Raw genomic sequence first — 20,833 nt, 5'->3', positions numbered from 1 at the left:
TTGTTACATTCTGAAAGAAAAACCAAAAGCTGCGTAATAGCTTGGCGCATTTTTAGTAACTCCGAATCCTGATGACAAATCTAACATAAAATTATCATTAATCAAATAAGTTATTCCTCCATCAATTGAATGATTTGCAGTTGCATTTTCAGGTAAAAAGCCAAAAACTTCAATATAACTTCCTATTTTTTCCGAAATAGAATAACCTGTTGCAATGGTATAAATAAATGTAGCTTCGGGCGAGTTTCCGTCCCATTCGCTTCCTAAATTATAACTAAATGACATTTTTTCTGATAGGGTGTGTTGCATTACAAATCGAAATTCGGCTGCTGTAAATTCATTTTTATATTTTGATGACGCTACATTTGATAGTCCAACGTGTCCTATAAATGAAGTTTTAGGAAAAATTCCTTTTTCTTCCGAAATTTTAATTTTACATCCAACAAGCACCGGGTTTAATCCTGAAATTTCAGAATCAAAATTTTTGTCGATTAAAAATTCAGTGATTAATCGCAATTCAAAATTATCGTTGACTCCATATTTCCACAAAGAAGACGGCAAAGTCAACGTCTTACTATTGGCGTTATTTTTTTGAAAACTGAACCCGTTTTCCACTTGAAACATTTTCTTTGGAACTAAATAGGGCGTTTCTGTTTGGTCGGGTCTATCCGTTTGTATGGGTTCAATTTCTTGACCAAACGCTATAAAAGGAATCCAAGTTAGTACTAGAATTATTTTTTTCATATATTTTTTTAGACAAATCTAAATTTTTTTTTTAAAATCCGTAAATTTATTTTACATTTGTTTTTCAAAAATACAAAATGACCACTTCTGAAGAAAATTATTTGAAAGTTATTTATCATTTATCAAACCTTTCTCCAAAAGGCGTGAATACGAATGCTATTGCTGCGATGTTAGATACAAAAGCTTCGTCTGTAACAGATATGCTTAAAAAATTATCTGAAAAAGATTGGATAAATTATCAAAAATACCAGGGCGTTTCATTAACAGATAAAGGAAAATTTAATGCCAAAATAATTGTAAGAAAACACCGTTTATGGGAAGTTTTTTTAGTAGAAAAGTTAGGATTCGCTTGGGATGAGGTGCACGAAGTTGCGGAAGAATTAGAACACATTCAGTCTGAAAAATTAATCAATCAGTTGGATCAATTTTTAAATTTTCCAAGTTTTGATCCGCACGGGGATCCTATTCCGAATGCAAAAGGAGAAATAATAAAAATAGAAAAGCAATTGGTTTCTGAAATCGAAGTTGGTAGAACCATCACCTGTGTGGGCGTAAAAGACACTTCTGTTGATTTTTTACAATATTTAAACAAACAAAACATTTCATTAGGTACAAAAATGAAGGTATTAGACAAAGAACCATTTGATGGAACTCTTAAAATTGAAGTGAATTCAAATATTTTAGTTATTTCAGATAAAATTGCGAATAATTTATATGTAAAATAAAATATATGTATCAAGATTTAATAAACTATTTAGAAGGAATTGATCCTATTTTAGCTGCTTTTTATGCTACTATGTTTACGTGGTTGGTTACTGCTGCCGGGGCATCTTTGGTCTTCTTTTTTAAAACTATGAATCGTGCCGTTTTGGATGGAATGTTGGGTTTTACAGGCGGAGTTATGGTTGCGGCAAGTTATTGGAGTTTGCTGGCGCCAGCTATAGAAATGAGTGAAGGTGAAGGTTTTGCAAAAGTAATTCCAGCCGCTTCTGGGTTTTTAATGGGCGCGTTGTTTTTATTTGCTTTAGATAAAACTTTACCTCATTTGCATATAAATTTTAAAGAAACAGAAGGAATAAAATCGCCTTGGCAACGGACAACTTTATTGGTTTTAGCTATCACTTTACATAATATTCCAGAAGGCTTGGCTGTTGGAGTATTGTTTGGCGGTGTAGCAGCGGGTATTCCAGAAGCGTCTATTGCAGGGGCTGTTACGTTAGCAATAGGTATTGGAATTCAAAATTTTCCGGAAGGAATTGCCGTTTCTATGCCTTTACGAAGAATGGGAATGAGCCGTAAAAAAAGTTTTATGTACGGACAATCGTCTGCAATTGTAGAACCTATTGCAGGTGTTTTAGGAGCACTTGCTGTTACTTTTTTTACACCAATTTTACCTTATGCACTAGCATTTGCTGCAGGTGCGATGATTTTTGTAGTTGTAGAAGAAGTGATACCAGAAACCCAACAAGATAAAAATACCGATATTGCCACCTTAGGATTTATTGCAGGATTTATTGTAATGATGAGTTTAGATGTGGCTTTGGGTTAATATTCACTACAATCTTTAATTTCAATATTGGCTAATTTAAATTAAAAATCTAAATAAGATAGTTATAGTTTTATACCTAAAGAAATATAGAAAGTTCGTCCCTCTCCTGGAAGAATTCCAGGTCCTGGATATCCTCCTGCTCTTCTTGTAGCATAGTTTTTATCCAAAAGATTGTTCACTCCCGCTCTTACATTGTAATGTTTTAGGAATTTATATTCTGACGAAAAATCCATTACTTGATATTGTTCTAATAGGCCCGTTACTCCGTTTGAAGATGGTGCAACAGTGTTGTTAGCATCCGTAAAAATTTTACCTGACATTCTGTATTGTAATGTGGTAGAAAAGTTAGTATTTCCCCAAGAAAGACCAAAATTATGAATGTATCTAGGAGCATTTTCAACTCTATTTCCTGAAAGATTAGTTTCTGTTATTGTTACATTTGGTGCTGAACCTGTAGCACTAAAAATACTAAAATCAGTATAACGGCTATCAATAAAACTAATAGATGCGAAAAGATCAAGGTTGCCGTATGGTTGTTCAATTTGGAAGAAACGAGTTATATTTATATTAAAAAAGCCTTCAATTCCTTTGTTTATGGTTTCTCCTAAATTTGTCCTGAATAAGAAAGTTCCTTTAGTGGGATCATCATTAATAAATTGTTTAACACCACCAATTCTATTATTGTAACTTAAATAAAATAAACTAAAATCAAAATTTAAATAGTTTTTATATGTTCCTCTAAAACCTAAATCAGCATTAAAACCGCTTGCATCTTTTAAATTAGGATCAATTACATCAGTTACTGCTGGTGGGGTAATGTCTGAAAATAAGACGGGTCTAAATGCTTGAGTAATATTGGCATAAATATTAGTAGTAATAAATTTATATTCTAACCCTAATCCAAATAAAGGTTGGTTTCTTGATGTACTTTTAACAGGCATTATAATGTCATTACCACTGCTAATACCAAATCTTCCTTCTCCTGTGTTTTTAATATATTCATAACGAACTCCTGGAGTAAAACTAAATTTTTCAGATACTTTAAATTGATTTTCAGCAAAAACAGCCACATTTTCTGTAGTAAAATTTAAATCTCTTCCAAATCTTCCGTCAATTGACAAATCAAAATCAGCACCAGTTGTTCCTTTGCCATCTTGAACTCGTTGTGTATTGGCTTTGTAAAGTCGCGCTCCGAAAGCAAGATTATTATCTGTTTTACCTAGTTTGTATTTTAAGATATTTCGATTTTCAATACCGAAATTTTTATAATAATCACGGTCAACTCGTCTGTTTGCAAAATCATTATTGCCAGAATTTATTACATCTTCAATATTTGGAGTAGCAGTAAATCCAACGCTATTACGCTCACCTATAAGTCCAAAAAATTTGGTATTGGATGAAAAACGATTGTTGACTTTAGTGTCAAAATTAATAGCAAATACATTCCAAGGTGTGCCAAACCAGTTTCTTTCTCTATAAGATTGTTGTGGGTTATTTTTAAATTGATTATCAGTTAATCCTCCGGCTTGTTGCATTTTGTAATCCATATTCGTATATTCTGCAGTAAGCTTGGTTTTTTCTGTAAAATGGTAAGCTATGAAAGCGTGTGTATTTCTAACGGAATACTCACTGTTGTCTCTCCAGCCATCACCACTTCGGGAATGATTATAGATGTAATAAGAAAATTTTTTGTATTTTCCACCAATGGCATTAAAGCTACTCATTAAACCGTAACTACCTACTGTATTTTGTGATTCAAACGAAAATAGTTTTTTAGTTTCTCTTTTTAAAACGTAGTTTAACATCCCGCCAAATTGAGGTCCAAACTGAAGGGCAGATCCACCTCGAACTAATTCTATTGTTTCCACAGCCTCTAATGGTGGATTATAATACGCTTCTGGATACCCAAATATATCGGATGAAATGTCGTATCCATTTTGTCGGGTATTCAATTCCCAACTTCTATTTGGACTTAGACCGCGAACGCCCACATTAATTTGGATTCCGGACCCTTCATTTTCCCAAATGGTAACTCCTGGGACTCTTGAAAAAATTTCTCTGGCGTTGTTAGTGGTAAAATTTCCATTAATATTAGAAAGTCTTAAAACTTCATTTTTCTTACCTGAAAAAAGAATATTTTCTTTTATTTCTGGCATTCTTTCCGGACTTTGTTGTTTTGTTTTAATCACAACAGGTTCTATTTTATAGATGGTATCGGCGCTTTTAATTTTTTGGTTTTGACTTATTGAAACAACACTAATTAAAGTGGTGATAATTACAAATACTTTTCTCATTTTTATTTAGATTAATTCTAGACAACAAAATTAATTACTTAATTTTATTTAGACAAATTATAAATAAAAACTTTTTAAGGAATTTAAACTTTTAAATATTTATAAATATTTAGGGTAAATTTTAGCATAAAATCAAATTTAATTGTTAATATTTATCAAATTAAATTTAATTAAGAACATTTTTTTAAATATTAAAAATGTAAAAATTCGATTTTTTTTGAATTAGAACTATTAATGACAACTGCAGTCATCTCCACAACCTTTTTTATTGGCTTTTTTCTTCCAAAAGAATTTTTTAAATAAAAAACCAACAGCTAAAGCCAAACAGATATATGTTAAAATTTCTTGCAAATTCATAAATTCCAATTTTATTAATTTCTTAAATCGGTGTTTTTCAAAAACTATTTCAAGCATTGATAAGCAATTAGTGCAACCAAATAAGCAAATCCGCTCATAAAAACCAGTTGAATAATAGGCCATTTCCAGGAGTTGGTTTCTTTTTTTACAATAGCAAGTGTGCTTACGCATTGCATCGCAAATGCATAAAATAAAAGTAATGAAATTCCGGTGGCGAAATTAAATATCTTATTTCCTTTAGCGTCAATGTCTTCTGCCATTTTCATTTTTATAGTAGCTTCTTCTTCGCTCTGATTTCCTACACTATATATGGTGGCAAGTGTTCCAACAAATACTTCTCTGGCTGCAAAAGAACTTACAACAGCAATTCCAATTTTCCAATCGTATCCTAATGGTTTTATGGCTGGCTCAATGGTTTTTCCCATAATCCCAATGTAGGAATTTTCTAATTTGTAGGCAGAAACATTATTTTCAATCACAGAAGGATTTATTTTTTTTGGGCTAGAATATACTTGCTTTTCAACGATTTCTTGTGCGTTATTAAAATTTTCTCCAGGTCCGTGTGAGCCTAAAAACCATAAAATTACTGATAAAGCTAAAATTATTTTTCCAGCTCCCGTTACAAATGCTTTTGTTTTTTCAAGAACATTTAGGGCTACATTTTTTAATAGAGGCACTTTATAACTCGGCATTTCTACAATAAAATATGATTTGCATTTTAATTTTAGTGCCTTATTTAGCAAATATGCCGATCCAATTGCCACCACAAAAGCCAATAAATATAACGCCATTAAGGTTAAACCTTGTAAACTGAACCCTAAAAACCGTTTTTCTGGAATGATTAATGAAATTAATATGGCGTAAACTGGTAATCTTGCGGAACAAGTAATAAAAGGTGTGATTAAAATTGTAATTAATCGTTCTTTCCAATTTTCAATATTTCGAGCGCTCATAATGGCAGGAATAGCACAAGCCGTTCCAGAAATTAAAGGCACAATACTTTTTCCTGACAAGCCGAATTTTCGCATAATTTTATCCATTAAAAATACCACACGACTCATATATCCGCTTTCCTCTAAAACAGAAATAAACAAGAACAAAAAGGCAATTTGCGGAATAAAAATGATAATGCCTCCAATTCCAGGAATGATTCCGTCAGAAAGTAAATCCGTAAATTTTCCTTTCGGAAGACTTTCTTTCGTTAATGCACTAAATTTTGAAAAAGTAGTATCTATAAAATCCATTGGAATGCTACTCCAATCGAAAATAGATTGAAAAATAAGTAATAATATTCCAAAGAAAATTAAGTAACCAAAGACTTTATGTGTTAAAATATTATCTAATTTACTTTGAAAATCGGTCGCTTTAGATTTGTCAATTTTTTGGGTAATCTTCAGCGTGTCGTTAATAAATTGATACCTTTTTATGGTTTCTTTTTGTTGCAGTTTTTTTAAATCAGAGTGCGATCGGGTAAAATTATTTTCTATTGCGTTTCGCTCTAAATTAAGGAAGTTTACATCTTGCGTAATAACCAGCCATAATTTGTAAAGCAACTGATTTGGGAATGCTTTTTTTAGTCTATTAAAATATTCTTCATCTATAGAACTCGCATTTAAACAAGCTTCTGTAGAAAGATTTTTGTAATTTAAAATTAATTCTTTTATATACTCAATTCCAATATTTTTTCTGGAACTTATTAAGGCAATTTTAGTTTTTAATTCTGTTTCGAGTAACGGAATGTTTAATTCAATTCCTTTTTGTTTCATTCGGTCACTCATATTTATTACAAGCAACGTAGGAATTTCTAAGTCTTTTATTTGTGTAAAAAGTAATAAATTTCGTTTTAAATTTTCCACTTCTGTAACCACAACAGCTACATCTGGAAAATCTTCATCATTTTTATTTAAAAGCAATTCAATTACTACGTTTTCATCAATTGAATTTGCGTTTAAACTATATGTTCCTGGTAAATCTATAATTTTAGCTTTTGTAATTTGATTGAGTTTACAAATGCCCGTTTTTTTATCTACAGTTATTCCAGGATAATTTCCCACTTGCTGATTTAATCCTGTTAACTGATTAAATACAGAAGTTTTTCCCACATTAGGATTCCCTATTAAAGCAACTTTTATGGTATTAGAATACATTTATTGAATAGATTCTTGTAAAATATAAATCTCTTGAGCTGTTTTCTTTCTAATTGCCACTTTTGAATCATTTATATTAAAAAATAAAGGGTCACCCATTGGTGCCACCTGAATTAATTCGATAGTATTACCAGGTAAACATCCCATTTCAATAAGTTTCAATGGAATTTCATCGATATTAATATCTGAAATTTGAGCCATTTGTCCCTTTTTCAATACAGTAGCATTACTATTTTTCACAAACTTATTTAGATTGAATTAAAATACAAAGATAACATATTCCGAAAACAAAAACCTAACAAATATCATGTTTTACAATTGAACAATTATTTGTATATTAGTACTCGTATTTTAAAAGAAATAAATGAGCAGAACATTAGTTATTGGCGACATACATGGCGGATTAAAAGCCTTAATTCAAGTACTACAAAAAGCAGAAATAAAACATAATGATATTTTAATATTTTTAGGCGATTATGTTGACGGTTGGAGCGAATCCCCAGGCGTTTTAGATTATTTAATTGCTTTATCGGAACAGCAAAAATGTATTTTCATTAGAGGAAATCATGACGAATTACTTTTAGATTGGTTAGAAAATAGACATGAAAATATTAAAGAAGAACTATGGTTTAAGCATGGAGGAAAGGCCACTGTTGATGCTTATTTTAATGTTTCAAATGAAACGAAACAAAAACATATTGCCTTTTTGAAATCATTGCGAAATTATTATTTAGATACTGAAAATAGGTTGTTCATTCACGCGGGTTTTACTAATATGAATGGCGTTTCACAGGAGTTTTTTCCAAAATTAATGTATTGGGACAGAACGCTTTGGGAAGTGGCTTTGTGTTTAGATGAAAATATGGATAAAAATTCGCCTTTGTATCCAAAAAGATTAAAAATTTATTCTGAAATATTTATCGGACATACACCTATTTCTAAAACTGAAATAGTCGCACCACTTTGTAAAAATTCTGTTTGGAATTTAGATACTGGCGCCGCTTTTTCAGGTGTATTAACTATAATGGATTGTGCTTCTAAAATGTACTGGCAAAGTAAATTGGTTTCAGAATTGTATCCAAATGAATCGGGAAGAAATTAATTCCTATATTTGCCCAAAATTTAAGAAAAAATAACAGCCATAAAAACAAAAATAATGAGTGTAATTGAAAGAAAATTAAAAGACAGAAGCGAGTCAAAATGTGAAATTAGTGGCGCGGAATTGGATTTAGTGGTGTACACTTTACCACCTTATACAGAAGAAAGTTTAGCACATTCAGTTTTATTGGCGAAACATCTAAAAGATCAAGTAGAAAACCCAGACACAATGAATCCAAATGATTGGAGAGGTTTGTCTGATAGTATGTGGAACGAAAATTTACCAGTTCAAATACTTTCTTGGAGAATGTTAGCACGTTTAAAAAATATTGATACATTAGAAATGATGTACTTAGACGAAGAAGCCTTAGAATGGGCAAAAGCAACTGGTGAAGGAGAAGAGGAAGACGAAAATAAAATTGTACATAAAGACAGCAACGGTGCTATTTTGAAAGATGGCGATTCAGTAGTATTAATTAAAGATTTAGATGTTAAAGGCGCTACGTTTACTGCAAAACGAGGTGCAGCAGTACATAATATAAAAGTAGTTTGGGATGATGCTAACTTGATTGAAGGTAGAGTAGAAAACCAACATATTTATATTTTAACGCAGTATGTGAAGAAAACGAAGTAAATATTCAACAGGTAAAAATAAAAAACCCTGCAAACAATTTATTTGCAGGGTTTTTTATTTTTACATAATTTATTTGTATTTTTATAAAAAATATTAAACCATTTACAGATTTAATAGTCTAATAATTAATGCGTTAAGTATAGTGTATGGAAAAAAAATATTCTAGAAGAAACTTGTTTAAAAAAGTGTTCCTTCGCAGAGAAGAAAGTCAAGATCCTCTTTTTGAAAAATATAAAAGAAAAAATTACGGCTTAAGAAGGTACCAATCTATTGAAGCAACTGCTGTAATCAATAGAATTGGAAACATCACAAGTGGTCTAACTCCCTATACAGGAGCTTGGAATACAGCATCAGTTTTACATTTACTACGAAGAACACAATTTGGTTTTAAATTTTCAGATGTTAATGGGTTAGTACAAGCGGGTTTTAATTCGAGTGTCAATTCGCTATTAACAATTCCAAATACAGTATCAAATCCGCCTGTTAATTATTATCAGAATGTATTTGCTGACGAAGGGAATATCCCTTACGGTAGTGATTGGACACAACACGCATTTAACTCAACCAGTATAGGAAACACTACAAATTTATACAGAATAAATAGTGTTACTTCATGGAATTTGGGCTTAGGATTAAACCAATCGCTAAATATTAGAGAAAAAATGACTTGGTTTTGGTATCATTTCATTCCAGTTGATTTTAATACGGTTAGAGTTTCTCAAAATACCTACTGTAATACAAATTCAGCAAGAATATCTCACGAATACATTCAAAATTTTAGGAATAATGCTTTAGGGAACTTTAAAAACCTAATACGAAATGTTGCTACACAACCTGCGATGATGTATTATTTAAATAATCAAGCTAATACCAGTAGTGCTCCTGATGAAAATTTTGCTCGAGAAATAATGGAGCTTTTTACGCTTGGAAAAGATCCTTTGAGTCAGTTTACAGAAGCCGATGTAGTGGCAGCAGCAAAAATTTTAACGGGTTGGCGTGTTCAAAATCTAAATGCACATCCAACTACAACAAGCTTTGTATCAACGCAACATAATACTAGTGCAAAACAATTTTCAGCTTTTTTTAATAACACTACAATTACAAATAGTGGTAGCGCAGAATTAGATGCTTTTATCGATATGATATTTTCTAAATCGCAAGTCGTATCCGAATACATTTGTAGAAGATTATACCGTTATTTTGTATATTATGATATTGATGCCAATATAGAAGCGAATGTTATTGTGCCATTAGCACAGCATTTTGTTGCCAATAACTGGGAAATAGCTCCGGTCTTAGATAAATTATTTAAAAGTCAGCATTTTTATGATATGGCAAATTATGGGGTATATATCAAATCGCCTTTCGATTTAGTTATTGGTTCGCTTCGTACTTTTAATATCAATTATAACGTAACTGACCAAACAAATTATTATGCACAATATTCTGTTTGGAGCGCAATAAGTAGCCGGTATTTACAAACTATGGATCAAACAATGGGAGCCATTCCTAATGTTGCTGGTTGGCCTGCCTATTATCAAAATCCAAATTTTCACGAGTATTGGATTAATTCAAATACCATTCAAAAAAGAGCTGCATTTATTGATGCCATTTTTAATGGTTTCAACTTAACTTATAGCGGATTAACAACTCGAATTGAAGTTGATGTTATTGCGTGGGTTTCGCAATTTGCACCAGCAGTAATTTCTGATCCAGATTTATTAGTAAACGAATGTGTAAAATATTTATTACCAATAGATTTAAGTACCACAGTAAAAAACAATTTGAAAATACAGAATCTTTTATCAAATCAAATAGAAAATCATTATTGGTCTAGTGCTTGGAATAATTATGTTAACAATCCAACAAATGCAGGTTTTACCAGTATCGTAAAAACAAGATTAAAAAGTTTGTTACTCGCCATTACTCAATTATCTGAATACCAACTAATGTAATTGTTATGAAAAGAAGAAATTTTATAAAAACTACTGCTTTAGCAACAACGCCACTTTTATTTAATGGTATTCCAGTTATGGCATCTTCGGAAGTTGATAGTGTAACATTAGAAAAAATGGCGCTTTCTGCCATAAACTGTGGTAAAATATTAGTTATTATTCAGCAAAATGGTGGTAACGATGGGCTAAATACGGTTTTTCCATTAGACAAATGGAGTAATTTAGTTAATGCGCGTTCTAATATATTAATGCCGGAAAGTAGCGTGTTAACTTTAAATAATAATGCTACAACTGGATTACATCCGGCTATGACAGAAATGAAAAATCTGTACAATAATGGAAAAATGATGATTGTGCAAGGGGTGTCATATCCCAATCCAAATTATAGTCATTTTAGAGCAACTGATATTTGGTTTACGGCATCTGGTAGTAATCAAAACCTAGATAGCGGTTGGCTTGGTAGAGCATTAGACATCAAATATCCAAATTATCCAATGGATTATCCTTCCCCTGAAATGCCGCATCCTTTAGCCATTCAGATTGGGTCAACGTTACCTTTTTCACTACAAGGACCCAATATGAATATGGGATACAGTGCTCCAGATCCGAATGCGTTACTTAATGTGATAAACGGGATAACAGATCCTTCACCAAATTCTGATTATGGTCACGAACTTACTTTTCTTCGATTAATGAAAGATCAAAGTAATGTGTATAGAAATGTCATACAAACCGCCTATAATTTTGCATTAAATTCAGGAGTTACTTATCCAACTAATAACAAATTGGCCGACCAGTTAAAAATTGTTGCCAAACTTATCAATGGAGGATTACAAACACCAGTTTATATTGTAAATCATCCTAATACGCACGACACACACGAAAATCAGGTAGATAGTAATGATAAAACGCAAGGTGCTCAGGCAATTAATTTAACCTTGTTGTCTCAAGCTATTGGCGCGTTTCAACAAGAAATTACCTATATGGGTAAAGATAATGATGTGACTGGAATGACGTTTAGTGAATTTGGTAGAAGAATTAAAAGTAATGCAAGTAAAGGAACAGACCACGGTTCGGCAGCGCCAGTTATTTTCTTTGGTGGCGCTCTAAACACTAGCCCTCATGAAGTAGCAAATACGACGCACCCAATTCCTGGAATGATAGGAACTTCACCTATTTTACCAACAAATGCTGCGGTAAATGATCAAATACCCATGCAGTTTGATTACAGACAAATTTATACCACCGTGATGCAAGATTGGTTGTGTATGTCTGAAAGTGAAGCCGCTGAGGTTTTAGGAGGCAATTATGTAAAATTACCCATATTTGACAAAACGTTAAGTGATAGTATCAATTTTGAAGATGAAAATAATCAAGGTGTACTTTTGTATCCAAATCCATCTACAGACGGAATATTAAAGGTTTTGTTTTCAGATACCGTAAATACTAACGTGCAATTTACAGTGTTTTCAATTAACGGAAGTTTAATTTACAATACTGTAGAATTTATTTTAGAAAATAATAGCACCTTATATTATCAAAATTTATCTTCAGGAATGTACCTATTATCCATTGAGTGGAATAGAAAAAAAGTATATAAGAAATTTATAATTGAATAATTCATTACTAATAAAACAACAAAAAACCCCTGCAAAATATTTGCAGGGGTTTTTCTATATCTTAAAAAGTAACGAATCACTAATCACTTTTCACTAATCACTTCAATGCTACAAATCAAACTTAATGCCTTGCGCTAATGGCAATTGATCCGAATAGTTTACGGTGTTGGTTTGTCTTCTCATATACACTTTCCAAGCATCTGAACCCGATTCTCTTCCACCACCCGTTTCTTTTTCGCCACCAAAAGCACCACCAATTTCTGCACCAGAAGTACCGATATTTACATTTGCAATTCCACAATCGGAACCCGCGAAAGATAAAAATTTCTCTGCTTCTTTGATGCTGTTAGTCATAATGGCTGAAGATAAACCTTGTGCTACACCATTTTGTTTTTCGATCGCGTTTTCCACTTCGCCTTCGTATTTCATTAGATATAAAATGGGAGCAAACGTTTCATGTTGTACAATTTCAAAATGATTTTCTGCTTCAATGATAGCCGGTTTTACATAGCATCCCGATTCGTATCCTTCACCTGATAAAACGCCACCAGCTACTAATACTTTTCCGCCTTCAGCTTTAGCTTTTTCAATAGCGGCTAAATACGTGTTTACCGCATCTGTATCGATAAGTGGTCCAATATGATTTTTTTGATCTAAAGGATTCCCAATAGTTAATTGCCCGTAAGCGCCTACAATAGCATCTCTTACTTTATCGTATACACTTTCGTGAATGATTAATCTTCTTGTAGAAGTACATCTTTGTCCAGCTGTTCCTACCGCACCAAAAACGGCACCAGGAACTACTACTTTTAAATCGGCAGTTGGCGTGATAATAATAGCGTTGTTTCCACCTAATTCTAATAATGATTTACCGAAACGTTGTGCAACAGTAGTACCCACAATTCTTCCCATTCTGGTAGAACCTGTAGCAGAAATTAACGGAATTCTTACGTCTGTAGTCATCATTTCGCCTACTTTGTAATCGCCGTTAATGATACAAGAAATTCCTTCTGGTAACTGATTTGCTTTTAAGATATCTGCAATAATATTCTGACAAGCGATAGAACATAAAGGTGCTTTTTCCGAAGCTTTCCAAACACAAACATCACCACAAATCCAAGCCAATGCTGTATTCCAAGCCCAAACCGCTACTGGAAAATTAAATGCAGAAATAATTCCTACTACTCCAATAGAATGCCATTGTTCTCTCATTACGTGCCCAGGACGTTCGGACGGAATGGTTTGTCCGTTCAATTGTCGAGATAAACCTACGGCGAAATCGCAAATGTCAATCATTTCTTGTACTTCACCGTAACCTTCTTGTAAGGATTTTCCCATTTCATAGGAAACTAATTTTCCAAGAGGTTCTTTTAATTCTCTTAATTTATTTCCAAATTGTCTAACAATTTCGCCACGTTGCGGTGCTGGCATGGCACGAAACGATTTAAAAGCGGTTGTAGCACTTTGCATTACTTTTTCGTAATCTGCTGCTGTGGTTGTTTTAACTTTTCCAATTAATTGACCATCCACTGGTGAATAACTTTCAATAATTTCTCCAGATGAAAAACTGTTAGTACCCGTTGAGGTTCCGTCATTAATTTCTTTTATTCCAAGTGCTTTTAATGCTTCAGGCATTCCAAATTGTGAGGCTATTGTTGACATTTTAACTTTTTTAAATGATTTTGTTATAATTATGCAAATATAATAAATTGAATTCAGAATAAAGAATTAGTTATTTTACAAATTTTGGATTGCTTTCCATAACCATTCCGCATTTTTTACACGTTCTTTTTTCTTCTGAAGCATAAAAATCGTTGAAATGTGTAAGGAAATCATTTTCAATATTATTTAATTCAAAATATACTTCGTGAAGTTTGTGATTGCACGAATCGCAAAACCAAAGCAATCCATCTTTTACATCCAAATGATTTCGTTTTTTTTCAATTACTAAACCAATAGAATTTTCTGTTCTGCTTGGCGAATGTGGTACTTTTGCGGGTAATAAAAACATATCACCAGCTGAAAGATGCATCGCTTTTTTTTCACCATTTTCTTGAATGTACACCGTAATATCACCTTCTAATTGATAAAATAACTCTTCGGTTTCGTTGTAATGAAAGTCTTTCCTTGCATTTGGACCTGCTACAATCATTACAATATAATCGCCAGAATCTACATATAAATTTTTATTTGCAACCGGTGGAACCAGAAGATGTCTGTTTTCTTCTATCCACTTATTCAAGTTAAAAGGTTTTGCAATTGACATAAAAAGAATTTTAAAAGGTAAAGTTACAAAATAAAAAAAGGCACTTTTAATGTACCTTCAATTATTTTTTTATTTTTTTGCTTCTTTTATTATATAAATATAGGATGGGAAATGATCTGAATATCCAGGTCCTAATGCACCATTTCGTAATGCGTATCCCTTATATTGTCCCGTTTGTTGAATCATAAAAGGTGCATTGTAAACTCCTGCTTTCCAATATCTCCAAGAAGAATAATCTTTTCTCAATAAAGGCTCAGAAATGATAATTTGATCGAAAAAATCCCACGAATCTCTAAAAGCTAAGGTTCCAATTCCTTTTTTCATTAATTTTTCGGCAGGATTGTAAAGTCCTAACGGTTGTACTTCTTTTTCATCTCCTTTTGCTCCTAAAACCTGTTTCACACTTTTATTAAAAGGGCCGTCATTCAAATCGCCCATTGTGAAGATTTTCGCATTCGGATTAATAACTTGTAACGAATCGATAATTTTTTTGTTTAGTGCTGCTGCTGCTTCACGAAGTGGGCTACTTCTTTTTTCGCCGCCTCTTCTTGAAGGCCAGTGATTTACAATAAAGTGCATTTCTTCACCGTCTAATAATCCTGTCATTAGAATTTGATCACGTGTGTAAATTCTTTTGGTTTTGATATCTACTACATTATCATCGGTATCTTCAACTTTTTCTTTATCTTTTGCTTTTTTATCTGTTTCATCTTCCGTTACAATTAAGGCATAATTTTTATAACTTGTAGGTTGAAAATGTCCTTTTTGATATAAAAAACCTGTGTCAATTCCACGTCTATCTGGCGAATCGAAATGAATTACCGAATAGCCTTTAGCTGCTAACAAGGGTTGTTTGCAAAGGTCTTCTAATACTTGTCTGTTTTCAATTTCGGCTACGCCTAAAATCACAGGAGAATTTTTTTGTTCACCACTTGTACCTATTTGAGAAATTACTCGTTCTAATTTTTGAAGTTTATCTTTATAATTTTCAGGCGTATAAATAAAATCCTCATCATTTATATTTGGATCATTAACCGTATCAAATAAATTTTCCAAGTTGTAAAAGGCGATTGTATTTACAAGATAATTTTTTTTCTCTTGTGAAAAACTAGTTGAAATAGATAAAAGCAGTGCTAAAGCTGTGAATATAGATTTGATTTTCATTTCCAAGGTTAAGTTATAATTAAATATAGTTCTAAAATAGAAGCCAAAGGTAAATAATTTAATTTATTTTTTTACCTTTGTTAGCTTTTTAGTTTGTTACTAAATTGCTTGTAAGGTATTAATTTAAAATTAAGTATGAAAAAACTTGTATTAAGTCTGTTGTTTTTGTTTCAAGCTATTTTTGTGATGTCTCAAAACCAATCAACTGTAAAAGGAAAGGTAGTTGATTCAAAATCGCAAAGCCCATTGGGTAGTGTTAAAGTTATGCTCCAGTCTAATGAACAATTTGTAACTACAAATAGTTTGGGAGAATTTCAAATTAGTGGTATTTCAGTTGGAAACCAAATTTTAGTAATTTCTGTAGATGGCTACAACACCCAAAATTTCGCAATTGAAGTGGTGGCAAATCAAACGTTAGATGTAGGTTTGTTGTTTTTAGATGAAGATATCACTTCGGAACAACAATTAAGTTTAGTAACCATTACAGAAAACGATTTAGGTGATGATAACAGCGGTTCTGAAAGTACTGCAGGTTTGTTACAATCTTCAAGAGATGCCTATCAACAAGCCGCAGCTTTCAATTGGGGTCAAGCTCGTTTTAGAATGAGAGGCTTAGATAATGAATACGGAGTAACTATGATTAATGGGATTTCTATGAATAAAATCTACGATGGAAGACCACAGTGGAGCAACTGGGGCGGACTAAATGATGCCACAAGAAATCAAGAATTCACTTTAGGTTCTGCACCATCCGATTATACTTTTGGAGGTATTTTAGGGACACAAGAAATTAATACAAGAGCCTCTTTATATAGAAAAGGAACAAGAATTTCTATGGCAGGAACTAATACGAATTATTCTTGGCGTTCTATGGTTACTCATAACTCGGGTTTAATGGAAAATGGTTGGGCATATAGTATTTCTGGATCAAGAAGATGGGCGCAAGAAGGCTATTTTGAAGGTACAGATTACGGAGCTAATTCCTTTTTTGCAAGTGTAGAGAAAAGAATCAATAAAAAACATAGTTTGAATTTTACAGCAATTTATGCTCAAAATACAAGAGGAAAATCGTCTCCAAATACTGATGAGGTAAATAATTTAAAAGGAATTAAATACAACTCATATTGGGGATGGCAAGATGGTAAAAAACGTAATTCAAGAGATAAAGATGTAGAAGAGCCAATTTTAATGTTAAGTCATTATTGGAAAATATCTGATAAAACTACATTAAATACAAATGTTGCTTATCAAACAGGTTCTATTGGAAACAGTAGATTAGATTATCAAACAGCAAATAGTCCAGACCCAACATACTATAAAAATTTACCAAGTTATTTTTTTAATTTAGGTGATTCAGCAGGCGCTACAGCAGCTCAAAATTACTTCTTAAATAACAGTCAAATTAACTGGAATACCATATATTACGCCAACCAAAATAGTAGTGTTAATGCTGGAAAGAGCGTTTATGCGTTGTATGAAGACAGAACGGATGACAAACAAATTACAGCTAACTCCATTTTATTTTCAGATTTATCGGATAACGTAAAATTAAATGCTGGAGCTAGTATTAAAAAATTAAAATCTCATAATTTCCAGAATATGTTGGATTTATTAGGTGGACAATACTTTTCAGATGTTGATCCGTTTTATTCAGGAGATCAAACGCAATCTGACTTAAATAATCCGAACCGACAAATTAAAGTAGGTGACGAATACGGATACAATTATAATTTAAATGCCATTGTTGCAGATGCATTTACACAATTTAAATTTACATACAAAAAAGTAGATTTCTACTTGGCACAATCTTTCTCAAAAACACAATATCAAAGAGAAGGGTTATACAGAAACGGAATTTATGCCAATACCTCTTTTGGAAAAGGATCAAAACAAAATTTTGAAAACTTCGGATTCAAAGGTGGATTGACATATAAAATTACAGGACAGCATTTATTAGATTTCAATGGGGTGTATATGACAAAAGCACCAAATATGAGAAATACTTTTGCTAATGCTCGTATAAATAATAATATTACTCCAGAGTTAACCAGTGAAACAATTGCAAGTTTAGATGCTTCTTATGTAGTAAGAACGCCTAAGTTTAAAGCACGTGTAACAGGATTTGCTTCAAGAGTACAAAATGCAACAGAAATTTCATTCTTTTACGCTGAAGGTATTGGAGAAGATGTAGATGGAAACGATCAAGATTCGTTTATTTCTGAACTTTTAACAGGAATTGAAAAGAGAAATTTTGGAGCTGAAATTGGTTTAGAATATCAGTTTACTTCTACAATTAAAGGTACAGTTGCTGCATCATATGGTCAATATTTGTATGGCGACAATCCAAACTTAAAAATTAATGACGATGCACAAGCTACCTTAACCAACACACAACCAGTTGTTGATTTTGGTAAGGCGTATTTAAAAAATTACAGATTACCAGGTATGCCGCAAACAGCTGCCTCTTTAGGATTAGAATATAGAGATCCAAATTTTTGGTGGGTGGGTGCAAATATTAATTACTTAGCCGATTCATATTTAGATATTTCAAATATTACAAGAACAGATAATTTTTCATTAAATAGTATTGGAATTTCTTATCCTGGTGCTACTGAAGAAGCTGTAAGACAAGCCTTAAAACAGGAAAAATTCGCTAATTTTAATTTATTAAATCTTACAGGTGGAAAATCTTGGCGAATTGATACCACTACAATTGGTTTCTTCGCTTCTATTAATAATGTGTTAGACACAACCTACAAAACAGGCGGTTTTGAACAATCAAGAAAAGCTACTTTTCCAGATTTACAAGCTGATAATGCAAACGGAACACCTTCTTTCGGGTCTAAATATTTTTATGGTTACGGAAGAACTTATTTTATTAATGTATACGTTAACTTTTAATTTTTTAGATATGAAAAATATAGTATTAAAAATTACATTAGCTGTATTCTTTATGACAACTATAATAAGTTGCACAGAAGATGAAACGGCTTTGCCAGCAACTACAGTTACTATTTCAAAAGAAGATTTTCAAACCGCAGTAAATAGTACAGATTTAGATATTGCATCATGGACAAATTTTAATGAAATAGGTACTTGGAAGTGGAGAGAAAAAACCTATACTACTGGTGGTGTAACTAACGGATATGCAGAATTTAGTGCATTTAACTCTGGTAGTGTAAACACGGCTTGGTTAATTTCACCAGAAATTAATTTAGATGTGGCACAAAAAAAAGGAGTAGCATTTGAAGTAGCACAACACCATTTAGATGTTGATTCGCCAAACAATAGTTTACAGGTTTTTATTTCGACAAATTATGATGGAACTAATGTTTTGGCAGCTACTTGGACACCATTACAAGCTAATATTCCTACAAAAAGTATTGCTTGGTATCAGTTTGTAGCTAGCAATGTTGATTTATCTGCTTACAGCGGGAAAGCACATATTGCCTTCAAATTTAAAGGATCTGGAACAGATACTACTTTAGACGGTGCTTTTCAAGTAGATAATTTTTTATTTTATAAATTAAATAATTAAGAATTATGAAAAAATTAAACATATTATTAGTAACGATACTATTTTCAACTCTTTTTAGTTGTATAAATAGTGATAACTATGATGCGCCAAATTTATCAGGTGAATGTAGTGATTTGACAGCAACTATTTCGGTTCCTGCATTAATTGCAACTTCTACAGCAACATATCAAAAATATGTACCTAATGACATTATTGAAGCATTTGTAACTTCAAGTGATGAAGGAGGAAATTTTTATAAATCAATTTCATTAGTATCTGTTGATGGCACAAAAGGATTTAGTATGCCAATAGACGCTTATAATTTATATACCAAATATGAGCCAGGTAGAAAAGTATATGTAAATTTGAAAGACAGATATTTCGTTACAGAAAATGGCGCAATGGTTTTAGGCTCTTTATATAATAACGGAACGCCGACAATTTTAACAGATGATGAAGTAGGCAGAATTTCTGGAGTGGAGTATGAAGGAATTATTAAGCGTGGTTGTACTAAAGTAAATGAAAATACTTTAGTAAATAATTTAACCGTTTTAGCCACATTAAATAATGCCAATTTAAATAAACTTATTGAATTGGATAATGTACAATTTACTGATGCATCAATTGGTAAAAAATATTTTGATGCCACTTTAAATAATTTAGGAGGCGCTACAAATCATGAAATTACAGATCAATTTGGAAATAAAATTATCGTGAGAATTTCTGAATTTGCAAATTTTTCATCAAAACCAGTTTCAAATAAAAGCGGGAAAATACGAGGTGTATTAACCAAATTTGGAAGTACTTTCCAATTTATGGTTCGTACGGAAAATGATATTATGTTAACTAATCCAAGATTAACGGTTGATTTTGCACCGCCCATTGTAGGAACATCATTAACATATGACGCAACTTTAAACGAACCATTTACATCATATACAACAACAAATCAGCAAATATTTCCAAAATATATTAATGATGCTGCAATTGGAACAAGATATTGGCAAGTAAAAACGTTTGGTGGAAATAAATACATTCAAATGACTTCATTTGGAGGAACTGCAGAAGCAAATAGAAGCTTGTTTTTTGTACCTATTAATCTTACGGCTGCCTCAACAGTTTCATTTAAAACCAAAGCAGGTTTTGCAAACGGAGCTTGTTTAAAAGTATATTACACAACAAATTATGTAGCGGGTTCTGATGTAACAACAGCAACATTAACAAATATTACATCAAGTTTTACAATAGATGCTGGTTTGTCTTCAGGATATCCAACAAATTTTACTGATAGTGGAAATTGGGCAATACCGAGTACATTAACAGGAAATGGATTTTTAGTTTTTGAGTATATTGGAAATGGAAGCGGTGGAGTAACTACCACAATGCAAATTGATGATATAGTTATCAACTAAATTCATATAAAACACATAAAAAATGCCTTCTTAACTTTAAGAAGGCATTTTTTTATAAATTAACTGAATACTAAAAA

General features: G+C 32.1%; 17 protein-coding genes. 9 read left to right on the top strand and 8 right to left on the bottom strand.

Annotated elements, in window-relative coordinates:
- Positions 1-3 precede the first annotated feature (3 nt).
- A complete protein-coding gene (locus ACIQZ1_RS00245) occupies positions 4-744 on the bottom strand; it encodes a transporter (protein WP_396157915.1) in 741 nt (246 codons plus the stop codon).
- 77 nt (positions 745-821) lie between these two features.
- On the opposite strand from ACIQZ1_RS00245, the gene ACIQZ1_RS00240 reads away from it, so the two are divergent.
- Both ACIQZ1_RS00240 and ACIQZ1_RS00235 read left to right on the top strand, forming a co-directional pair.
- Positions 822-1,469 carry a metal-dependent transcriptional regulator gene (locus tag ACIQZ1_RS00240; RefSeq protein WP_396157913.1) on the top strand — a complete coding sequence of 216 codons (648 nt, stop codon included), beginning with the start codon at positions 822-824 and terminating at the stop codon, positions 1,467-1,469.
- A gap of 5 nt (positions 1,470-1,474) precedes the next feature.
- Positions 1,475-2,293 carry a ZIP family metal transporter gene (locus tag ACIQZ1_RS00235; RefSeq protein ID WP_396157911.1) on the top strand — a complete coding sequence of 273 codons (819 nt, stop codon included), beginning with the start codon at positions 1,475-1,477 and terminating at the stop codon, positions 2,291-2,293.
- A 62-nt stretch (positions 2,294-2,355) separates the two neighbouring features.
- On the opposite strand, the gene ACIQZ1_RS00230 is transcribed toward ACIQZ1_RS00235, so the two are convergent.
- From ACIQZ1_RS00230 to ACIQZ1_RS00215, 4 genes are all read right to left on the bottom strand, one after another.
- Positions 2,356-4,587, bottom strand: coding sequence for a TonB-dependent receptor family protein (locus ACIQZ1_RS00230; protein ID WP_396157910.1), 2,232 nt, complete (start codon positions 4,585-4,587; stop codon positions 2,356-2,358).
- A gap of 231 nt (positions 4,588-4,818) precedes the next feature.
- A complete protein-coding gene (locus ACIQZ1_RS00225) occupies positions 4,819-4,944 on the bottom strand; it encodes a FeoB-associated Cys-rich membrane protein (RefSeq protein WP_396157908.1) in 126 nt (41 codons plus the stop codon).
- 44 nt (positions 4,945-4,988) lie between these two features.
- Positions 4,989-7,091 carry a ferrous iron transport protein B gene (feoB, locus tag ACIQZ1_RS00220; protein ID WP_396157906.1) on the bottom strand — a complete coding sequence of 701 codons (2,103 nt, stop codon included), beginning with the start codon at positions 7,089-7,091 and terminating at the stop codon, positions 4,989-4,991.
- Positions 7,092-7,331, bottom strand: coding sequence for a FeoA family protein (locus ACIQZ1_RS00215; RefSeq protein WP_291241673.1), 240 nt, complete (start codon positions 7,329-7,331; stop codon positions 7,092-7,094). It abuts the gene before it with no gap.
- 124 nt (positions 7,332-7,455) lie between these two features.
- Here ACIQZ1_RS00215 and ACIQZ1_RS00210 point away from each other — a divergent pair, with 124 nt between their 5' ends.
- The 4 genes from ACIQZ1_RS00210 to ACIQZ1_RS00195 all read left to right on the top strand — a co-directional run bounded on the left by ACIQZ1_RS00210 (position 7,456) and on the right by ACIQZ1_RS00195 (position 12,397).
- Complete coding sequence (locus tag ACIQZ1_RS00210) at positions 7,456-8,193, top strand: metallophosphoesterase family protein (RefSeq protein ID WP_396157904.1); 738 nt, start codon at positions 7,456-7,458, stop codon at positions 8,191-8,193.
- Between the two features lie 54 nt (positions 8,194-8,247).
- The gene (locus ACIQZ1_RS00205) at positions 8,248-8,823 is read left to right on the top strand and encodes a PhnA domain-containing protein (protein ID WP_396157902.1); all 576 of its coding nucleotides are present in this window, start codon (positions 8,248-8,250) and stop codon (positions 8,821-8,823) included.
- A gap of 146 nt (positions 8,824-8,969) precedes the next feature.
- Positions 8,970-10,778, top strand: a complete 1,809-nt coding sequence (locus tag ACIQZ1_RS00200; RefSeq protein ID WP_396157900.1) for a DUF1800 family protein — start codon at positions 8,970-8,972, stop codon at positions 10,776-10,778.
- 5 nt (positions 10,779-10,783) lie between these two features.
- The gene (locus ACIQZ1_RS00195) at positions 10,784-12,397 is read left to right on the top strand and encodes a DUF1501 domain-containing protein (protein WP_396157898.1); all 1,614 of its coding nucleotides are present in this window, start codon (positions 10,784-10,786) and stop codon (positions 12,395-12,397) included.
- A gap of 108 nt (positions 12,398-12,505) precedes the next feature.
- On the opposite strand, the gene ACIQZ1_RS00190 is transcribed toward ACIQZ1_RS00195, so the two are convergent.
- The 3 genes from ACIQZ1_RS00190 to ACIQZ1_RS00180 all read right to left on the bottom strand — a co-directional run bounded on the left by ACIQZ1_RS00190 (position 12,506) and on the right by ACIQZ1_RS00180 (position 15,827).
- The gene (locus ACIQZ1_RS00190) at positions 12,506-14,059 is read right to left on the bottom strand and encodes an aldehyde dehydrogenase family protein (RefSeq protein ID WP_396157896.1); all 1,554 of its coding nucleotides are present in this window, start codon (positions 14,057-14,059) and stop codon (positions 12,506-12,508) included.
- A gap of 70 nt (positions 14,060-14,129) precedes the next feature.
- Entirely contained in the window at positions 14,130-14,663 is a 534-nt protein-coding gene (locus tag ACIQZ1_RS00185) for a 3-hydroxyanthranilate 3,4-dioxygenase (protein WP_396157893.1), read from the bottom strand.
- A gap of 69 nt (positions 14,664-14,732) precedes the next feature.
- A complete protein-coding gene (locus ACIQZ1_RS00180) occupies positions 14,733-15,827 on the bottom strand; it encodes an endonuclease/exonuclease/phosphatase family protein (RefSeq protein ID WP_396157891.1) in 1,095 nt (364 codons plus the stop codon).
- Positions 15,828-15,962: 135 nt separating this feature from the next.
- Here ACIQZ1_RS00180 and ACIQZ1_RS00175 point away from each other — a divergent pair, with 135 nt between their 5' ends.
- The 3 genes from ACIQZ1_RS00175 to ACIQZ1_RS00165 are packed head-to-tail and all read left to right on the top strand — an operon-like array spanning position 15,963 to position 20,756.
- Positions 15,963-18,728, top strand: coding sequence for a carboxypeptidase-like regulatory domain-containing protein (locus ACIQZ1_RS00175; protein ID WP_396157889.1), 2,766 nt, complete (start codon positions 15,963-15,965; stop codon positions 18,726-18,728).
- Positions 18,729-18,738: 10 nt separating this feature from the next.
- The gene (locus ACIQZ1_RS00170; protein ID WP_396157887.1) at positions 18,739-19,365 is read left to right on the top strand and encodes a choice-of-anchor J domain-containing protein; all 627 of its coding nucleotides are present in this window, start codon (positions 18,739-18,741) and stop codon (positions 19,363-19,365) included.
- Positions 19,366-19,370: 5 nt separating this feature from the next.
- A complete protein-coding gene (locus tag ACIQZ1_RS00165; RefSeq protein WP_396157885.1) occupies positions 19,371-20,756 on the top strand; it encodes a DUF5689 domain-containing protein in 1,386 nt (461 codons plus the stop codon).
- Positions 20,757-20,833: the final 77 nt, after the last annotated feature.

It is taken from the genome of Flavobacterium sp. (assembly GCF_044341185.1).
Lineage (GTDB): Bacteria > Bacteroidota > Bacteroidia > Flavobacteriales > Flavobacteriaceae > Flavobacterium.
Note: the sequence above shows the minus strand (reverse complement) of the source record. Positions and strands in the feature narration are given on the sequence as shown.